Consider the following 18,334-nt stretch of genomic DNA (forward strand, 5'->3'; position numbering starts at 1 on the left):
AACACTAGCTAGACAAGGGTGTACGGCGTGTGGAAGAAGTTGCCCGGGTCGTATTTCTTCTTGGCGGCCTGGAGCTCGGCCGAGCTCGCGCCGTAGTACGAACTCACTGCCCGGCCGGCCTCGAGATAGTTGACGTAGGCACCGGCCGAGGCGGCCCGGACCGCACGGTGACCGTTGGCGATGAAGGTCTGCGCGCCCGTGTTCTGCGCGGACGAGTACCACTGGATCGTCCCCAGCGCGCTCCGCCACGGCCACGACGCCCCACCGGCCGGCTGCTTCGCGGCCTGCCCGCCGAGCGGGTCGAGGATCGCCGACGCCGGTGTCCTGGCCCGCGCGGCCGCCTTCACCGCGCCGAGCAGCGCGGTGATCGTCGCCGCATCCATCGGGCCCTTGAGTACGTCGGAACCCGCGAGGAATCCCTGCCGCGGACTGGTCGTACCGCCGCCGAGGTACTTCACCGCTTCCAGGTGCGACTTGACGGTGATGGTCCGCGCCGACGCCTTCGCGCCGACGAACGACTCGAGCTGCGCGGCCGCCGCGTTCGCGTTGCCGGTGGTGGAGACGCCGAGCACGTGGATCGACAGCGTTCCGTTGCTCTGGGCATCTATGTGCAGGTTGCCCCAGGCGGTCGCCGCCGCGGTCTGGGCGAACTTCTGCCAGCCGCGGACGACGGCCGCCGCCTGCGACTCGGGCCAGGTGAGCCGGAAGAACCCGAGCTTGGTCGCCGGGATGGTGGCGAACCGGAACGACGTGACCACGCCGAGGTTGCCGCCGCCGCTGCCGCGCAACGCCCAGAACAGATCGGGCTCGACGGTCGCGCTGACGTTGTGCGACTTCCCGTCCGCGGTGAACACGCCCATCGACACGACCCGGTCGCAGGTCAGCCCGAACGTGCGGGTGTGGATGCCCATCCCGCCGCCGAGCGTCAGGCCGGCGACGCCGACGGTCGGGCAGGTCCCGGTCGGCAGCGAACGCCCGTACCGGTCGAGGAACGCATGGACGTCGTACAGCCGGGCGCCGGCGCCGACGGTGAGCACGCCGTTCGAGTAGCTCATGCCGCGGATCGCGCCGACGTCGAGTTGCATCCCGTTGCTGATGGTCGACGCACCGACGTACGAGTGGCCGCCGCTCTTCGGCACGAGCACGAGCTTGTTGTCGCGGGCGAAGTTGATCGCCTTCTGCACGTCGGCGGGGTTCGCGGCCTTCACGACAGCGGTCGGGCGGACGCTGTCCCAGCGCGGGTTGAACAGCTGATGCGCGGCGGCGTACCCCGAGGTCGAGGGCAGGTAGACCTTGCCCGTCAGCGATCGGGAGAAGGTGTTCCAGTTCGGCGCGGCCGAGGTCCCGGTCGGCGCCGAGCTGGTCGGGGTGCTGCTGGGCGTCGTGGTCGTCGACGCGGCTGAGCTACTCGGGGCTGTCGTGGTGGGAGCGGTGGTGCTCGGCGTGGACGTGGTCGGCGTCTGCGTGGGGCTCGTCGTCCCGCCGGCGTTGTCCTTCGCGTCGCCGCATCCGGCCAGTCCGACAGCAGCAACGGCCCCGCTGGCCTTCAGAACCGTCCGGCGGTCAAGCAGGCTCACGATCCCCCAACTCCTCACGAGCGGCCGTCCTCATGGCCGCCAGAGGAGCCGGCGACCTACCCGTCATCATCTCCACCTGGAGGGTCGCCTGATGCACGAGCAGATCAAGTCCGTTCAACAGCTCTGTACCGATCCGGTGCGCCGCGATCGCGAGCCGGGTCGGCCACGGGTGGTACGCCACGTCGAACACCACCGGAGCCACCGCCGCGAAATGCTCGGCCCACGGGTCGACCGCGCCACCGGGCAGGGTCGACACGCACAGGTCGAAGCCGCCGATCTGCTCGACCTGCGAGAAGTCCGCGACCGAGGTCCGGAGTCCCAGCTCCGCCGCGAGGTCCAGCAACCGCTCGGCCTTCGCGACATCCCGGACGACGACGGTCACCTCGGTGACCTTCATGCCACGCAGGGCCGCCAGCGTCGAGGCCGCAGTCGCCCCGCCGCCGATCACGACCGCTGTCTCCGCCGCCGTGATGCCTTGCTCGGCGAAAGCGTTCACCAGCCCCGGTACGTCGGTGTTGTGGGCCGACCGTGATCCGTCCGGCTCGAACAGCATCGTGTTCGCCGCGCCGATGAGCTCCGCGACCGGATCGACGGTGTCGACCAGGTCGAGCGCGACCCGCTTCAACGGCATCGTCAACGACAGGCCGCGGACGTCGTCACCGAGGGACGCCACGAATCCCCGGAGCTCGTCCTCCTCGACCTCGAAGGCGTCGTACCGCCAGTCCAGGCCGAGCGCGGCGTACGCGGCCCGATGCATGGCCGGCGACAACGAATGCGCGATCGGCGACCCCAGGACGGCACAACGGGTCACAACTCAGCACTTCCCCGTGTGGGCCTGGCACCAGGTCTGGAGCTTCTTCACGTTCGCCTGGTGCTCCTCGGGGGTGCTGGCGAACGCGGTCTCGCCGGTGTCCAGGTTGACCAGCGTGAAGTACAGCCAGGAGCCCTGCGCCGGGTTGAGCGCCGCGCGCAAGGTGTCGACGTTCGGCGAGTTGATCGGCGTCGGCGGCAGGCCCGCGTTCTTGTACGTGTTGTACGGCGAGATCATCTGCCGCTGCGCGGGCGTGGTGAACACCCCGCCGTCCTTGCCGACGACGTAGTGGATGGTCGAGTCCATCTGCAGCCGCTGCCCGCGCGCGAGCCGGTTGTAGATCACCCGCGCGACCTTCGGGTAGTCCTCTTTCCGGTTCGTCTCGGCGGCGATGATGCTGGCCACGATCACGACCTGGTACGGATCCACCTTCTTGTGCTCCGCGGCCTTCACCAGGTTGAGCTGTGCCGCGATACTCGCGTACTTCGCGGTCATCAGCTTGAGCATCGTGGTCGCGTTCGCGTTCTTCGGCACGTCGTAGGTCGCCGGGTACAGGAAGCCCTCGGGGTTGCCGTTGGCGTAGGACGGCAACCCGAGCGTCGCCGGATGCGCGAGCGCGTTCGCGGCCTGGCCGGAGGGCAGCTTGAGCTTGGTCTGCAGGGTCACCGAGACCTCGGCCTTGGTCTTCCCGGCCGGGACGCTGACGCGCATCACCTTGACCGACGCGTTCGTGTCCAGCATCAGCGCGAGCGCGGCCTTCGCGGACATGTGCTTGCGCAGCGTGTACGTCGCGGCCTGGATCTGCAGCGAACGCGCGTCGTCGCGGGCCACCCGCTCGAACGCGCGGGCGCTCTTCACGACTTCCTTCTTCTCCAGGGTGTCCGCGATCGACGAGACGGCCTGGCCCTTGGTGATCTCCACCAGCACCGTGCCGGTGCCCTGCCCGTCGTAGTCGGGCGCGGAGAACACGCCTTCCAGCGCGTCCTTGCCCTTGCCGAAGCCGACCACGGCGCCGGCCACGATCGCGCCGACGACGATCAGCGATACCAGGCCGGCGAAGCAGCCGAACGCCCGGCGGCTGCGGGCCCGGCGGCGATTGGCGCGCCGCTCGACGCGGGACTCGGCCCGCAGACCGAGGCCGCTGCCCAGGTCGTCGCGCTGCTCCTCGCCCTCGTTGAGATCTTCATCCACCGATGGTCCGTTCACAGGGGTCTCCCGGGTGGGTTACCGGTCTCGCGCTCGAGGTCGAGCGCATGTTGCAGAATCACGACCGCCGCGGCCTGGTCGACCACCGCGCGCCGCTTGGCGCCTTTCTTTCCCCGTTCCCGCAGCATGCGTTCGGCGGTGACGGTGGTGAACCGCTCGTCCACCAGCCGCATCGTCGTTCCCTCGCGCACCTTGTCCAGCACCTGCTCCGCCGTCTCCCGGATCTTCACCGCGGCCGGCCCCTCGCCCCCGGACAGGGAGCGCGGCAGCCCGACCACGATCTCGAACGCCTCCAGTTCGGCGGCGAGTGCGGCGATCCTATCCAGATCCCCGGGCCCTCGCCGGACGGTTTCCACAGGCGTGGCCAGGATTCCGTGCGGATCGCTGCTGGCGACGCCGATCCGGGCATCGCCGATATCGAGCGCGATCCGCACGCCACGTCTCATCGCCGGGGGTCCTGGATCAACCCGTGACCTGGTGGCCGACGGTGTGCTCGACCGCTGCCAGCGCCTCGTCGGCGCCGGCCGGGTCCGTGCCGCCACCCTGCGCGACGTCGTCCTTGCCACCGCCGCGACCACCGAGCTTCTCGGCCGCGACCCGAACCAGGTCACCGGCCTTGAGCCGCCATTCGCGAGCCATGTCGTTGAGTGCGATCACCACACCGGGCTTACCGTCGTTCACACTCAGTACGGCGATCACGGCCGGCTTGTCGGTCGCCATCCGGCCGCGAATGTCGAGGGCCAGCTTGCGCAGGTCCCCGCCGTTCACGCCGTCGGGAGCGCGGTGGCCGACGTACTGGACGCCGAAGACGTCCTTCGGGTTCTTCGACAGCTCGCCGGCGGCCTCGAGGACCTGCGCGGCCCGGACCCGCTCGAGCTCCTTCTCGGCCGCGCGCAGCCGCTCGGCCAGGTCCGCGACCTTCGCCGGCAGCTCCTCCGGGCGGGTCTTCAGGTTCTCGCTGAGCAGCCGGACCAGGGCCCGCTCGCGGCCGAGGTAGTGCAGCGCCTCCATGCCGACGAACGCCTCGATCCGCCGGACGCCGGCGCCGACCGACGACTCGCCGGTCACCGTCACCGCGCCGACCTGCGAGGAGTGCTTCACGTGCGTGCCACCACAGAGCTCACGCGACCACGGGCCGCCGATCTCCACCACGCGCACCTGCTCGTCGTACGTCTCGCCGAACAGCGCCAGCGCGCCCCACTCCCGCGCCTCCGGCAGCGTCATGTACTGCGCCGACACCGGAAGGTCCTTCCGGACGGCGAGGTTCGCGACCTCTTCGATCTCCGAACGGGTCGACGGGTCCAGCGCCGACGACCACGCGAAGTCGAGCCGCAGGTAGCCGGGCTTGTTGTACGAACCGCTCTGCAACGCGTTCGGGCCGAGCACCTGGCGCAGCGCGGCGTGCACCACATGCGTGCCGGAGTGCGCCTGGCAGGCCGAGACCCGCCACTCGTGGTCGACCGCGGCGTGCACGTCCAGGCCGGGGCGCACTACGCCCTCGAGGATCTCGACCTTGTGCACGATCAGGCCCTTGACCGGGCGCTGCACGTCGAGCACCTTCAACTTCACGCCGTCGGCGACGATCAGGCCCTCGTCGGCGATCTGGCCGCCGGACTCCGCGTAGAACGGGGTCTTCTCCAGCACGACCTCGACGGTCTCGCCCTGCTCGGCGAACGGCGCGACCGCGCCCTCACGGAGCAGTCCGCGGACCTGCGAGTCGCTGGCAAGCTCGGAGTACCCCGTGAACTCGGTGACGCCCTTCTCGCGCAGCTCGCGGTACCCGGAGGTGTCGGCGTGACCAGCCTTCTTCGCGCGGGCGTCGGCCTTGGCGCGCTCGCGCTGCTCCTTCATCAGCGAGCGGAAGCCTTCGGTGTCGACGTTCAGGCCCTGCTCGGCGGCCATCTCGACGGTCAGGTCGATCGGGAAGCCGTAGGTGTCGTGCAGCTGGAACGCCTTCGCGCCCTCGAGCTGGTGCGCACCGCCCGCCTTGGTCTCCTTGACCGCGACGTCGAAGATGCTCGTCCCAGCCGTGAGAGTCCGCCGGAACGCCTCTTCCTCGGCGTACGCGACCTGGCTGATCCGGCCGAAGTCGGGCACCAGCTCCGGGTAGGACTTCTTCATCTGCTCGAGGCTGACCGGCAGCAGCTCGACCAGGCTCGGGTCCTCGTAGCCCAGCAGCCGCATCGAGCGGATCGCCCGGCGGAGCAGCCGGCGCAGGACGTACCCGCCCTGCTCGTTGCCCGGGGTGACGCCGTCGCCGATCAGCATCAGCGCACTGCGGACGTGGTCCGCGACCACGCGGAACCGGACGTCGTCGACGTGCTCGACGCCGTACTTGCGGCCGCTGAGCTCGGACGCCCGCTCGATCACCGGGTAGATCTCGTCGATCTCGTACATGTTGTCGACGCCCTGCAGCAGGTACGCGACCCGCTCCAGGCCGAGACCGGTGTCGATGTTCTTCTTCGGCAGCTCGCCGAGGATCTCGTAGCCGTCCTTGCCGCCGCCCTCACCGCGGATGTTCTGCATGAAGACCAGGTTCCAGAACTCCAGGTAGCGGTCGCCCGCCTCCCAGTCCCGGTCAGCGCCGAACTCCGGGCCACGGTCGATCAGGATCTCCGAGCACGGGCCGCACGGACCCGGGATGCCCATCGACCAGAAGTTGTCCTTCATGCCGAGCCGGACGATCCGGTCGTCGGGCAGTCCCGCGACCCGCTTCCAGATGTCGATCGCCTCGTCGTCCTCGTAGTACACCGAGGCGTAGAGCACGGACTCGTCGAAGCCGTAGCCGCCTTCGTTCTGGGGCTTGGTGACCAGCTCCCAGGCGTACTCGATGGCCTTCTCCTTGAAGTAGTCGCCGAAGGAGAAGTTGCCGTTCATCTGGAAGAACGTGCCGTGCCGGGTGGTCTTGCCGACCTCTTCGATGTCGAGGGTGCGGACGCACTTCTGCACGCTGGTCGCCCGGTCGTACGGCGGCGTCTGCTGGCCGACGAAGTACGGGACGAACTGGGCCATGCCGGCCACGTTGAACAGCAGGTTCGGGTCCGGCGACGGCAGCGGCGCGCTCGGCACCACGGTGTGGCCCCGGTCCTCGAAGTACTGCAGGAACCGCCGCCTGATCTCACTGGTTTCCATGGGTGTTACCGGTAGTCCTCACGATCGTTTGCGGTCTCGATGCCCAGCGCGTCGCGCAGCTCGGTCTCCCGCTCGGCCATGCCCTCGCGGACCTGGTCGCCGAAGTGCCGGACCGCGGCGGCCAGCTTGGCCGCGGACTCCTGCATACCCTCCGGGGCGAGCACCTTCGCGCGCTTCTTCAGCCGGGTGACGGCGTACACGCCGACGGCGATCCCGATGATCAGCCAGATGATCCGCTTCACCGCTTCCGCGCCTTCCGCTCGGCCTTCATCTCTTCCTTGACCCGGCGGCTGACGTCCTTGCGCTGCTGCTCACCGAGCGCGCGGCGCACGCCGTACGTGAAGGCGGCCGCCTTCACCAGCGGGCCGCCGGCAGTGGCCGAGAACAACGACATCAGCGCGGCCGCGTTGGTCGTCACCGTCGTGGCGTTGTCGGTGATCGTGTCCACCTTCGCCAGTTGGGCGTTCGTGGTCGCCACGGTGGTGGTCACCTCGCCGAGCAGCGGGACGCTGGAGTCGGAGACGCCCTTCACCATGATCCGGGTCTCGTCGAAGACCTTGCCCAGCTTCAGGATCGGATAAGCCAGCAGGCCTACCAGGATGAGCAGCGCGCAGGCAGCTATCAGCCCCGCGACTTCACCGACGCTCATGGAAACGATCCACCTTCCCGTAGCGAGCCCGTTGTGACCTCATGTGACGTATGGACGCTCGACCCTATCGCGCGGCCATACCGCACTCCGCTCCAGGACACCATCCCTCACATCACAGTCGCCCACCAAACCGGCTCACCCGGTCGGTGACACCTCCGTCGCGGTCGGTTCGGACGGACTCGGTGTTGCTGGCGTGGCAGGGGTTTCGGAGGGTGTCGGGCTCGGCGTCGTAGGACTCGTCGGCGTCGTCGGCGTCGCCGGTGGCGGGCTTGCCGGTGGTGGACTCGTCGGTGTCGGGCTTGAGGGTGGCGGGCTTGACGGTGGTGGGCTTGCCGGCTTCGTCGGTGACGAGGTCGGCGGGGTCGTGCTCGGGCTCGGCTTGGCCGGAGTCGACGGTGCTGCTGTCGTCGGGTCCTCGGTCGCGGATCGCGTCGGGCTGGGCTCCGGCGCCGACCAGGGCGGCGCGGGCTCGCTCGGGGTGGCCGACGGGCTCAGGATCGGGATCAACGGCTTCCCGACCGGAAGCGCCGGTCTCGTAGTCGACCTCGACGTACCTTGCGACCGACCGACGCTCGGAGTGGTCAGGCTCGGAGCGGACGAGGGCACGGCCTGGGTCGTCGCCGTCTCGTGCGACCTGAACGGCATCAGGAACAGCGCACCTGCCACCAGAACCAGAACTGCTGCCCCGACGGTCAACTTCAGGACGGGAGTACGTCGACGGATGTGCTTCGGACTGGACTGCCTCACAACACAAAACCTTTCGCCCCCAGGCCGAAAGGGAGCCTACCGACTCGAACGCTTCAATCGAAGCTCACCGTGAGTGCCTGAACGGTCCCGTCCGGTGCCCAGTCGAGCTCCATCGAGCCCGTGCCACCGCCCGACCAGCGGAAACGCGCCAGTTCGTCGCCGTCCGCGATCAGCGTCATGGTCTCGGCCGGCGGATTTTCCTTGTACGCCGCGGCGATAGCCGTCCGACCTTCGAACGGGCCGACCGGAATGGCGACGAATCGCATCGTCGCGTCGACGGCGAACCGCTCGGCGAAGCTGTCCCAGTCGCCGGTCGTGACCGCCTGGTTGAAGGCGGCGACATGATCGGCGGTCCGGCTCACTTCCGGTCCCGCAGGATCTTCCGGATCGCCGCGACCCGATCGGCGTACGCCGCCTCGCCGCCGCGCCGGGTGGGGTTGTAGTAGTCGGTGCCGTCGATCACGTCCGGGGCGTACTGCTGCGGCACGACGCCGCGTGGGTCGTTGTGCGAGTACTCGTACGACGAGCCGTGGCCGATCTTCTTGGCGCCAGCGTAGTGCGCGTCGCGCAGATGCGGAGGAACCGGCCCGACCTTGCCCGCCTTCACGTCCGCGATGGCGGCGTCGACGGCCATGATCACCGCGTTGGACTTCGGTGCGAGCGCGAGCGCCACGACGGCCTGGGCGAGGTTGATCCGCGCTTCCGGCATGCCGATCAGCTGCACCGCCTCGGCCGCGGCGACCGCGACGCCGAGCGCGGTCGGGTCGCCCATGCCGATGTCTTCGCTCGCGGAGATCACCAGGCGCCGGGCGATGAACCGCGGGTCCTCCCCCGCCTCGATCATCCGGGCCAGGTAGTGCATGGACGCGTCCACGTCCGAGCCCCGGATCGACTTGATCAACGCCGACGCGACGTCGTAATGCTGATCGCCGGCCCGGTCGTACCGCACCGCGGCCCGATCAACCGCAGTCTCCAACGTCTTGAGATCGATCAGTGCGGGCCCGGCCTGACCTGCTTGCCCGGCTTGCTTGGCGCGGGCTCCGCCGGCTGCGGCTTCCAGGTATGTGAGCGCCCGGCGCGCATCTCCGCCGGCCATCCGGAGCAGGTGGTCCCGGGCGTCCGGCGCCAGCTCGAACTCGTCGTTCAGCCCGCGCTCGTCGGCGAGCGCACGGTCGAGCAGCACGGCGATGTCGTCGTCGGTGAGCGACTCGAGCGTGAGCAGCAGACTGCGGGACAGCAGCGGCGAGATCACCGAGAAGAACGGGTTCTCCGTGGTCGCGGCGACGAGGGTCACCCAACGGTTCTCCACGCCCGGCAGGAGCGCGTCCTGCTGTGCCTTGGTGAACCGGTGCACCTCGTCGATGAACAAGACGGTCTCGACCGTGCCGGTCGCCCGGGACAGGTCGCGACGAGCACCGTCGATCACCTGCCGAACGTCCTTCACACCGGCGGTCACCGCCGACAGTTCGACGAACTTCCGGTTGGTCTGGTGCGACACCACCGCGGCGATCGTCGTCTTGCCGGTCCCGGGAGGACCCCACAGCAGCAGCGACATCGGCTGGTCCCCCTCGACCAGTCGCCGCAGCGGTGAGCCCGGCGCGAGCAGATGCTGCTGCCCGACGAGCTCGTCCAGACTCCGCGGCCGCATCCGCACGGCCAGCGGAGCCGCCGTGTGATCCGCATCCGCCAAACTCCCGCCACCACGGGCCGGCGCGGGCGCACCCGGAAGATCGAACAAGCCGTCACTCACCCCCGAAGCCTAACCAGCGGCACCGACAACTCTGCCGGGACGCCCGGCCGGCCGGTGTCAGCGGTCCGGTCCGGGGCGCCGGTTGGCGGCGTTCCGGAGTACCCGGTTGTCGCGGCGAGTGGCGGGCGGGTCTGTGCCGAGGGTGCCGATGAGGTCGTTGCGGACCGACCGGAGCTGGGCCTGCGCGGGATCGAGCCTGGACTCGACAGCATGACTGTGGTCTCGCCAGGCGTCCCTGCTCTCCTTCAAGTACAGCGCGAACGCGGGCGCCTTGAGCGCCAGATCGGCCCAGAGCGGCGCCCCGGTGAAATCCACGCCCAGGCTGTACAGGGCGTACGCCGACGTGAGCCTCGCCTGCTGCATGAAGGCTGCGCGCCGGTTGATCGGCGTCTCCTGGCCCCGGGCCAGGTCGAGGCGGTCGTCCATCAACTGCCTGCCCTGGCGGACCATCTCGTCAGCGGTCTGGCGCAGCGGCGCGCTCACCCGGACTTGTGCGCCCTCCGCGATCACATCCCGCAGCACACTCGCGCGGGCCACCCGGGTCAGGGACTGCGCGAGCCAGTCGTCGGCCCGGACCGGCAGGTCCACACGCTCGCCGTACGCGTCGTCGAAGTCCTTGCGGAGGTCCGCGACACTCGTGACCGGCATCGTCCGGCCCTCCATCGCGGCCCGGTTCACCGCCTGGGCGGACGCCTCTTCGAGGCTCAGACCCCACTCGTTCTCCGGGTCGAGGGACAGATCGGCCGCCGCCACCAGGATCTGTTCGGCGTCCGTGCCCTCCGGATCCAGGCGTACGCCGTCCAGCTCGAGGCGGCGCCACCAGTACGCGAGCCGGTCCGCCGTCTGCCGCGCCTGGCCGGTCGCCGTCGCCGGGAAGGACCGCTCGTACCGGTCGAGCGCCAGTAGGGCCTCGGTGGCGAACATGCCCACCACCTGCCGGGCCGCGGCAAGCTCGTCGCGGCTGGGATCCCGAGGCTCGCCCCGCGGAGTCATTGCCGGCCGTCCAGCTCGGCCTCTACCCGCTCGACGGCCTCCGCCCGGCGCCGGAGGCTGTCGAACGCCTCGGACTTCTCCGGGTCCGCCGGCTGGTAGTCGGCGTCCTCCGCGGCTTCGACCGGGACGTACCACCAGCGGCCGGCGTACAAGGTCGGACCGACCTCGGTGCCGGCAAGCATCGGCGTCGCCGCACCGGAGTCCAGGAACTCACGCATGCGCCCTTGCGAAATTGTGTCGTCCGTCACTCAAACGACTGTAGGACGCCGAGGGGCGAAGACGAGGTGCCAAGTGCCGCTGCGGCGGAGCAGAACCTGCGTGGGGACCTGCAGCGCAACGATGGTCAGGACGGTGATTACCGGGTCGGTCGCGGGGACGACGGAGATCGGGAGTGTGTAGGAGAGGACGACGCGCAGGATCGCGTCGACGATCGATGCGATCCCCCAGCACACGGTGATCCACTTCCAGGCGTCGCGGAACCGCTCGTTCGTCTCCCAGAGCTGGTCCATCACGGCGGCCCGGCGCGGCATGATCGCCTGGGTAACGGTGTAGGTCAGGGGCCGCGGGTGCCGGAGCGACCACAGGGTGATGCCGGCGAACGGCAGGCTGATCCAGGCGTTGCGGACGAGGAGCAGGCGCGCGTCGCCACCCAGTACTGCGACGACCGCGCTCCCCACCATGCTCAGGACGACCGCCATGCCGACCAGGTCCGTACGGCGCTCGCGCACCAGCGAGACCGCGGAACTGATCAGTCCTGGGATCACGCCCGCGAGCAATGCGGTCAGGTCGCTCACGCCGAGGGCCTTCAGGCCGTAGTACAGCGCGAGCGGGATACCGATGTCGACGATCAGGAGCCAAGGGGTCTTGCGCGTGCGGGGCATGACCAGAGAATCAGGCCTCGAGCCGTCGGCCGGCATCGAGCCGACGGCTGCCCACCCCTAGACCAAAGTCTCAGTCCTTCTTGCCCGACTTCGCGTCGTCGGCATCGTCTTCCGCGTCGTCTGCTGCTTCGCGCAGTTCCTCCGGCAGGTCCTCGTCGTCGGCGTCGCGGAGCTCCTCGGGGAGGTCGTCCTGGTCGAACTCCTCGTCGAGGATCTCCTCCGGCTCGGCCACCGACTCGGGCTTGATCGCGTTCCGCAGCCGGCCGAGGATCCGGTCGGCCTCGGTGCCGAACGGGTTGTCGTTGATCAGGTACGTCCAGGTCGCCGTCGGCCGCGGGATCCCGCTGGCCTCCTCGTCGAGTCCCTCGGACGTGATCTCCGCCGTACCGAACGACTCGGCCGCGTCCTTCCAGGCGTCCTCGATCAGCGTGTCGAACGACGCGATCGCCGACTTGTTGAACTCGTCGATCGGCTTGAGGTGCACGATGCCGCCCGCCAGCGACCGCAGGTGGATCCCCTCGCGCAGATCCGCCAGGTACGCGAGGTGGTCGGTCCATCGCCGGTCCAGATGCCCGAGCGCGATCCGCCGCGCGGCGGCGTTCACCACGTCCTCGCCGACCTCGTCGACCAGTTCGTCGTACCGCTCCTTGGCCCGCTCGGCGAACTCGGTCGCGGCCAGGTCATCGGTCAGCACCTTCTCGCGGGTCTCCAGCAGGATCGCCCGCTGCTGCCCGGTCAGCCGGTTGTACTGCCAGGTGGTCCGGTGCAGCTCGGCGTTGGCACCGTCCGCGACGCGCTGCGCGTGCTCGAGCATCGCGATCGACTTGCGGTCGGTCAGCCGCCCGGTGTCGTCCGGATGCGGGCGCAGGCCGGACGACACGGAGTACCGCGTGACCAGCTCGTCCGCGAGCGACGCGAAGAACAGCGTCCCGCCCGGGTCGCCCTGGCGTCCGGCGCGACCACGCAGCTGGTCGTCCAGCCGTCGCGACGCGTGCAGACCGGTGCCGATCACGTAGAGGCCACCGAGCTCGATGGCCTTCTCCTTGTCGTGCGACTCGTCCTTACCGCCCAGGCGGATGTCCGTACCGCGGCCGGCCATCTGCGTCGACACCGTCACAGTGCCCGGCACACCGGCCTCGGCGATGATCGCCGCCTCTTCGGCGTCGTTCTTCGCGTTCAGTACGACGTGCTCGATCTCGGCCGCCTCGAGCTTGTCGCTGAGCTGCTCGGACTCCTCGACGCTGTGCGTGCCGATCAGGATCGGCCGGCCGGACTCGTGCACGACGCCGATGTGCTTGACCAGCGCCTCGTTCTTCTGCTCGACCGTCAGGTACAACCGGTCCTGGTCGTCCTTGCGCACATTCGGCGTGTTCGGCGGGACCACGGCCACGTCGACGTCGTAGAACTCCTGCAGCGACTCGCCGACGACGACCGCCGTACCGGTCATACCGCAGAGGGTCTTGTAGCGCTTGATCAGCGCCTGCACGGTGATGCTGTCGAGGATCTCGCCCGAGTCGCTGATCGGGACGGCCTCCTTGGCCTCCACCGCGGCCTGCAGGCCGTCGGGCCAGCGCTGCAGTTTCGCGACGCGGCCCCGGTTGTTGTTGATCAGGCTGACCTTGCCGTCGCGGACCAGGTAGTCGACGTCGCGCCGCAGCAGCACCTCGGCGTGCAGCGCGACGTTGATCTGGGTCAACCGGTCCACGTTCTCGTCCGCGTAGAGGTTGAACTCCGGCACGCTCACGACGTCCTCGGTCACCGAGTCCGTCTCAGCGTCCTCGGCCTCCGCGTCCTCGGCCTCCGCGTCCTCGGATTCCGCGTCCTCCGACTCATCGGTCACCGAGTTGTCGGTCTCCGCCTCATCGGCCGCCGGCTCGTCAGCAGCCGCCTCATCGCCGGCCGCTGCCTCATCGCCGGCTGCGGCTTCATCGCTTGCCGCTGCCTCGGCCTTGGCGCCGAGTGCCTTTTCGACGTTGTCCGTACCGCGGTCCGTCAGCGCGACCGTCCGGCCGTCGCCGTCGATCTCGTAGTCCACGCCGGCGCGCAGCGTCCGGACCAGCTGGACCACGTCGTCGTCCAGCGCCTCGGACCGGGTCGCACCGGCCAGCACCATCGGCACGCGGGCCTCGTCGATCAGCACCGAGTCCGCCTCGTCGACGAGCGCCACGTCCGCGGCGACGGTGACCCGGTCCGCCACATCGGTGACCAGGCGGTCCCGCAGTACGTCGAAACCGATCTCGTTGACCGGGACGTAGCAGACCTCCGCCTGGTACGCCTCCCGGCGCTCCTCGGGGGTGGACGCCTGGCCGACGTGCGACACGGTGACGCCGAGCAGCTCGTACACCGGGCCCATCCACTCGGCATCGCGCTTGGCCAGGTAGTCGTTGACGGCCAGCACGTGCACCTTGCGGCCGCCGATCGCGTACCCGGCGGCGGCGATCGCACCGGCCAGCGTCTTGCCCTCACCGGTCGCCATCTCGACGATCCGGCCCTGCAGCATCGCCAGCGCGCCCACGACCTGGCCGTCGAACGCGCGCTCGCCGAGCGCCCGCTTGCCCGCGTCCCGGGCCAGCGCGAGGAACTCGATCTGCTCGTCCTCGTGCAGGCCACCGGTCGTCCGCAGCTCCGTGGCCGCTTCGGTGAGCTCTTCGTCGGTCAGGGGCTGGACCGATTCCTCCGCCTCGCCGACCAGCTGGGTGAGCCGTTCGTACGGGCCGAGATCGATCGAGCCGGGGCGCTGCAGCAGCCGGCGGAAGCGAGAAGCGATTTTCAGGGCCATGATCCGGAAACGTACCGCCTCGGCGCGTCGTTCCGCAGCTCAGGGTGGACAAATCCGTTACGTCCGAAGAACTGAGGCGGCGGGGCCTCATTTCTTCGGACGTTGCGGGGTGAATTGGTACGGCGTCGTGGTGGTGACGGCGTGGAGACCGAGTTTCTGGAGGATGGGGCGGGAGTCCTCGGAGGCGTCGACCCGGAGGAACTCGTAGCCGCGATCCTTCGCCAGCTGGGCGCGGTGGACGAGCAGGGTGCTGTACAGCCCCTGGCGGCGCCACTCCGGCAGCGTCCCGCCGCCCCAGAGACTCGCGAACCCGGTCCCGGGATGGAACCGGATCCAGGCGGCCGACACCGCCGGACCGTCCGGCCCCTTCAGCACGTCCTCGACCAGGAACACCGACAACCGGTCCGGGAACATCCGCGCCTCGCCCTGCAACTGCTCGACGATCCGCGCCGGCCCGCTGTCCCACAGGGTGTCGGTCAGTACGGCGATCCGGTGGAAGTCGGCCGCTCCGTCCGCCTCCCGCAGCCGCACCTTCGACGGCAGGGCCGACGGTCGCTCGAGGATCCGGTCCACCTCGCCGAGGATCAGCGTCTCCGGCTCCTCCTGCGTGAACCCGGCTCGCACGAGGCGCTCGCCGAGGTCCTTGGGTTCGTCGTACGCGTACGTCTTCCACTCGAACGGCAGCCCGCGCTCCCGGAAGAACGACAGCTCCTGCCCGATCACGGCGTCCGGGTCATCGCCGAGCCCGCGCGGCGTCTCGACGAAACCGGCTCCCTCAGGACCTTCGACGTACGAGCGGTGCACCAGCCCCTCGTGTTCCTGCTTCCAGCCGGGGATCGCGTCCGCATCCGGCAACCGGATCCGGCGGTGGAACACGTCGAGCAGCTCATCAGGGGTCATCTGCACATCGTGCCTGAACGACTACCTGAAATCACCAGGACAAAAAGTAAACCAGTTGGCAACTGGTGTCGTCCAAGTAAATGTCATCCCAAGGGGGGAACACATCATGAACATCCACCACATCACACCCAAGACGATCTTCGCCGCACTCGCGGTGATGGCAGTCCCCGCGGCCGCGTTCGCCGCACCGTCACTGACCGGATCCGCTACCGCCCCCCGAGCCACCTCGACCACCGCCGTCGCCATCGCGTCCTGCCCGGGCGGCTGGGGATCGTTGCCCGAGGCAAACAGCCGGATGACGCAGGCGCCGGTGACCGCTGTCCGCACCGGACGGCATGCCTGCTTCGACCGGATCGTGGTCGACGTCCGCGGTCGCGCACCGGGGTACGACGTCCGCTACGTGACGAACGTCTACACCGACGGCGCCGGCCACCTCGTCCCGCTCCGCGGTGGGGCGAAGCTACAGGTCGTCGTCCGTGCTCCGGCGTACAGCTCCACCGGCGCAGCGACGTACACACCGACGAACGCGAAGGAGCTGACGAACGTGACCGGGTACAGCACGTTCCGCCAGGTCGCCTACGCGGGCACCTTCGAGGGACAGACGACGATCGGGCTCGGTGTCCGCCCCAGGCTGCCGTTCAAGGTCTACACACTCGCGGGGCCGGGATCGAACACCCGCCTGGTGATCGACGTCGCGCACCACTGGTAAGCCCCCTCCCCGCGGTCGCCCGGTTCCCACACCGGGCGACCGCTTCCGCGTTCTACAGCGAGCGGTTGAGCAGGTCGTAGAAGGTGTTGCCCAGCAGGAGTTCGTACGGATCGGTCAGCAGCGGACCGAGTTCGGCCATGTCGGACGGCGTCCAGGACCAGGCGCCGATCAGGCCCGAGATGAACAGCGGGCTCGCTCCGTCCCAGCTCGCGATCCGCTGATCCAGCGCGGCCTTGAACTCGGCGGCCTTGCCCGGTGCGCCCCAGCCGCCGGTGATCGGGATGCCACCGTGACGGACGGTCAACGTGTCGCCGTCCCAGGTCTGCATGATCCCCTTCGTCGGCGTGTAGTCGGCGTACCCCTTCGCGATCTCCTCGGAGAGCTGCACCCACGTCCCGTCCTGCCGGCCGCTGTACGCGTACACCACGTCCAGCGCGGTGCGGCGCATGAAGTCGCCGGTCATCTGGAGGTACTTCGTGAGGTCGGCGGGGTTCCACGACGCCGGATACGTGTACCCGCCACCGGACGGGCCGCACACCAGGAAGTCGTTGGCGGTCGCGGTGCGCTGATAGTGGCTGTAGATGTTCGGACCGGCCTCGGCGAGCAGCGGGCTGATGGTCCAGTTCGTCGGTACTTCGCCGCGCTTCGGGTCGTCCCAGATGTCGCGCAGCCGGCGTTGGCAGTACTGGATGTTGTCGCCTTCGCCGAAGGTCAGCGTCAGGTAGACCTTGTTCTTCGCCTTACTGATCCGCCGTACCGGCCGGGGCTTGCTCGAGATCGGCGCGGCAGTGCCGGCGTGCACCGTGCCGTTCATGTAGAAGTCGGCCGCGACCACCGGCGAACCACCCTGGCTCGCGAGGTCGACGCCGTCCCACTCACCGGAGACGTCGTTCGCGAACCAGCCCATGTACGGCGCGAGTGTCGGCCACTTGGCGTAGTGCTCGATGAGCAGGTCACCCGTGTCGCCGCCCGGTGGTAGCCAGCTCACCAGGGCTTTGGTGGCCACCACGTAGTCGCGGAAGTAGGGGAACGGCTCGACGCGGGTCGGCGACGTGTCGGTCGCGCTGACGAGGTACTGGTTCCACATCTCCACGGTGACGACGAGGGACGTCGTACCCGCCGGCGGTTCGAAGCGGTAGATCCAGTAGTTGCCGCCGTCCGCGAATCTGTTGGCCTCACCACCGATCGAGGAGTGCGAGCCGTCGAACAGGTACGGCGCTTCCTCCGGCGTGTTCGGTTCGAACCGGGCGAACTCGGCACCGTTCGCCGTCACCACCACGTGCCGGACCGACGCGCCCCAGCCGTCGTCGCTGAACGAGTCCGCGAACCGGACGAACACAGCCTCCTTGCCGAGCTTCGCGGAGACGTCCAGGTTGTAGGTGCCGCGGTTCGACGAGTCGCGGATCTGCTGGGTCTCGCGGGCGATCTCCTGCCAGACCACGCCTTCGACGTCGACCACCTGGGTCGGCGGCAGGCCCGCCAGGAGTTGCTTGGTCACCCGCGGGAACAGGTTGTCCAGCTGCCACCGGTAGGTCTTCACCCGGTCGTCGTCGAACACCCCGCGCAGGTCCTTCACGATCTTCAGGCCGTACGCCTTCGCCTGATCGGCGTCCGCGACGACCGCGCCCTCCAGGCCGGCCAGGGTCGTCGCCACGTTGAGCGAGTCCGGTACGGCGGGGTCGTGCACGATCGCACCCCGGATGCGATGGCGGTACTTCGCGACCAGGTCCAGCGGGTTCTTGTACAACTTGGTCGGCAGGTGCAGGTCGGCCAGCCACTTGGCGTCCGGCACGCTCTCGGTCCCGGTGTCGTAGATGAAGTACAACTCCGGCTCTGTACGGTTGACGATGCCTTGCAACGTTGTCAGCAGGGTCTGGTCTCCCCCGCTGAGTTTGCTGACGTCGCCGTAATCCAGGTGTTTCGGGCGGTTGAACACCGGCAGCAGCCGGGCAGGGCTGCCGGACGTCGATGAAACTGCAGCCTGCGCCGTAGAAGCGAGCCCCGGCACGAACCCGAGACCCCCCACCGTCACCGCACCGCTGCCCGCCAGGAACGCTCGTCTCGAAACCATCGCGACCACTCCCTGAGGTTGACATCGATGTCAAATCAGCCCGGACAGTAGCAACGCCGAGACGGTGTGTACAGATCTCGTTACAACGTTGCCCAAGAAATCTGGAATCGTTTCCGGGGGGCGGGTGAT

General features: G+C 69.1%; 17 protein-coding genes. 1 reads left to right on the forward strand and 16 read right to left on the reverse strand.

Translation table 11 applies throughout. The features are described from left to right. Window positions 1-8: 8 nt before the first annotated feature. The 15 genes from OHA18_RS40110 to OHA18_RS40180 all read right to left on the reverse strand — a co-directional run bounded on the left by OHA18_RS40110 (window position 9) and on the right by OHA18_RS40180 (window position 15,425). Window positions 9-1,577, reverse strand: coding sequence for an FAD-dependent oxidoreductase (locus OHA18_RS40110; RefSeq protein WP_329000636.1), 1,569 nt, complete (start codon window positions 1,575-1,577; stop codon window positions 9-11). Next, a complete protein-coding gene (locus OHA18_RS40115; protein WP_329000637.1) occupies window positions 1,564-2,388 on the reverse strand; it encodes a shikimate dehydrogenase in 825 nt (274 codons plus the stop codon). The genes OHA18_RS40110 and OHA18_RS40115 overlap by 14 nt, the downstream gene beginning before the upstream one ends. A 3-nt stretch (window positions 2,389-2,391) precedes the next feature. Next, window positions 2,392-3,579, reverse strand: a complete 1,188-nt coding sequence (mltG, locus tag OHA18_RS40120; RefSeq protein WP_329000638.1) for an endolytic transglycosylase MltG — start codon at window positions 3,577-3,579, stop codon at window positions 2,392-2,394. 11 nt (window positions 3,580-3,590) lie between these two features. Further along, a complete protein-coding gene (gene ruvX / locus OHA18_RS40125) occupies window positions 3,591-4,040 on the reverse strand; it encodes a Holliday junction resolvase RuvX (RefSeq protein ID WP_329000639.1) in 450 nt (149 codons plus the stop codon). A gap of 16 nt (window positions 4,041-4,056) precedes the next feature. Further along, window positions 4,057-6,726 (reverse strand): alanine--tRNA ligase, encoded by a 2,670-nt coding sequence (gene alaS / locus OHA18_RS40130; protein ID WP_329000640.1) that lies wholly within the window; start codon window positions 6,724-6,726, stop codon window positions 4,057-4,059. Window positions 6,727-6,731: 5 nt separating this feature from the next. Beyond that, window positions 6,732-6,968 (reverse strand): DUF6167 family protein, encoded by a 237-nt coding sequence (locus OHA18_RS40135; protein WP_329000641.1) that lies wholly within the window; start codon window positions 6,966-6,968, stop codon window positions 6,732-6,734. Further along, a complete protein-coding gene (locus tag OHA18_RS40140; RefSeq protein ID WP_130388436.1) occupies window positions 6,965-7,375 on the reverse strand; it encodes a DUF948 domain-containing protein in 411 nt (136 codons plus the stop codon). Before OHA18_RS40140 ends, OHA18_RS40135 begins: the two co-directional genes overlap by 4 nt. A 112-nt stretch (window positions 7,376-7,487) precedes the next feature. After that, window positions 7,488-8,129: a hypothetical protein gene (locus OHA18_RS40145; protein WP_329000642.1), complete on the reverse strand. Its 642-nt coding sequence runs from the start codon at window positions 8,127-8,129 to the stop codon at window positions 7,488-7,490. 46 nt (window positions 8,130-8,175) lie between these two features. Then, on the reverse strand, window positions 8,176-8,484 hold the full coding sequence (locus OHA18_RS40150) for a nuclear transport factor 2 family protein (RefSeq protein ID WP_329000643.1): 309 nt from the start codon (window positions 8,482-8,484) through the stop codon (window positions 8,176-8,178). Then, the gene (locus OHA18_RS40155; protein ID WP_329000644.1) at window positions 8,481-9,872 is read right to left on the reverse strand and encodes a replication-associated recombination protein A; all 1,392 of its coding nucleotides are present in this window, start codon (window positions 9,870-9,872) and stop codon (window positions 8,481-8,483) included. Before OHA18_RS40155 ends, OHA18_RS40150 begins: the two co-directional genes overlap by 4 nt. Before the next feature lie 57 nt (window positions 9,873-9,929). Beyond that, on the reverse strand, window positions 9,930-10,796 hold the full coding sequence (locus OHA18_RS40160; RefSeq protein ID WP_329000645.1) for a hypothetical protein: 867 nt from the start codon (window positions 10,794-10,796) through the stop codon (window positions 9,930-9,932). A gap of 65 nt (window positions 10,797-10,861) precedes the next feature. Next, on the reverse strand, window positions 10,862-11,113 hold the full coding sequence (locus OHA18_RS40165) for a hypothetical protein (RefSeq protein WP_329000646.1): 252 nt from the start codon (window positions 11,111-11,113) through the stop codon (window positions 10,862-10,864). Beyond that, complete coding sequence (locus tag OHA18_RS40170) at window positions 11,114-11,746, reverse strand: VC0807 family protein (protein WP_329000647.1); 633 nt, start codon at window positions 11,744-11,746, stop codon at window positions 11,114-11,116. Between the two features lie 70 nt (window positions 11,747-11,816). Then, complete coding sequence (locus OHA18_RS40175; protein ID WP_329000648.1) at window positions 11,817-14,525, reverse strand: preprotein translocase subunit SecA; 2,709 nt, start codon at window positions 14,523-14,525, stop codon at window positions 11,817-11,819. Between the two features lie 87 nt (window positions 14,526-14,612). Continuing rightward, entirely contained in the window at window positions 14,613-15,425 is an 813-nt protein-coding gene (locus OHA18_RS40180; protein ID WP_329000649.1) for a GNAT family N-acetyltransferase, read from the reverse strand. A 106-nt stretch (window positions 15,426-15,531) separates the two neighbouring features. Here OHA18_RS40180 and OHA18_RS40185 point away from each other — a divergent pair, with 106 nt between their 5' ends. Continuing rightward, the gene (locus OHA18_RS40185) at window positions 15,532-16,134 is read left to right on the forward strand and encodes an AMIN-like domain-containing (lipo)protein (RefSeq protein ID WP_329000650.1); all 603 of its coding nucleotides are present in this window, start codon (window positions 15,532-15,534) and stop codon (window positions 16,132-16,134) included. A gap of 52 nt (window positions 16,135-16,186) precedes the next feature. On the opposite strand, the gene OHA18_RS40190 is transcribed toward OHA18_RS40185, so the two are convergent. After that, window positions 16,187-18,205 (reverse strand): GxGYxYP domain-containing protein, encoded by a 2,019-nt coding sequence (locus OHA18_RS40190; protein WP_329000652.1) that lies wholly within the window; start codon window positions 18,203-18,205, stop codon window positions 16,187-16,189. Between the last annotated feature and the right edge of the window lie 129 nt (window positions 18,206-18,334).

The organism is Kribbella sp. NBC_00709 (assembly GCF_036226565.1).
Taxonomy (GTDB): Bacteria; Actinomycetota; Actinomycetes; order Propionibacteriales; family Kribbellaceae; genus Kribbella.

Excerpts from the sequence above, each read along its gene's own strand:
- ruvX (WP_329000639.1), bottom strand. The coding sequence starts at position 4,040 with ATGAGACGTGGCGTGCGGATCGCGCTCGATATCGGCGATGCCCGGATC.
- alaS (WP_329000640.1), bottom strand. The coding sequence starts at position 6,726 with ATGGAAACCAGTGAGATCAGGCGGCGGTTCCTGCAGTACTTCGAGGAC.
- OHA18_RS40140 (WP_130388436.1), bottom strand. The coding sequence starts at position 7,375 with ATGAGCGTCGGTGAAGTCGCGGGGCTGATAGCTGCCTGCGCGCTGCTC.
- OHA18_RS40160 (WP_329000645.1), bottom strand. The coding sequence starts at position 10,796 with ATGTTCGCCACCGAGGCCCTACTGGCGCTCGACCGGTACGAGCGGTCC.
- OHA18_RS40170 (WP_329000647.1), bottom strand. The coding sequence starts at position 11,746 with ATGCCCCGCACGCGCAAGACCCCTTGGCTCCTGATCGTCGACATCGGT.
- OHA18_RS40175 (WP_329000648.1), bottom strand. The coding sequence starts at position 14,525 with ATGGCCCTGAAAATCGCTTCTCGCTTCCGCCGGCTGCTGCAGCGCCCC.
- OHA18_RS40180 (WP_329000649.1), bottom strand. The coding sequence starts at position 15,425 with ATGACCCCTGATGAGCTGCTCGACGTGTTCCACCGCCGGATCCGGTTG.
- OHA18_RS40185 (WP_329000650.1), top strand. The coding sequence starts at position 15,532 with ATGAACATCCACCACATCACACCCAAGACGATCTTCGCCGCACTCGCG.
- OHA18_RS40190 (WP_329000652.1), bottom strand. The coding sequence starts at position 18,205 with ATGGTTTCGAGACGAGCGTTCCTGGCGGGCAGCGGTGCGGTGACGGTG.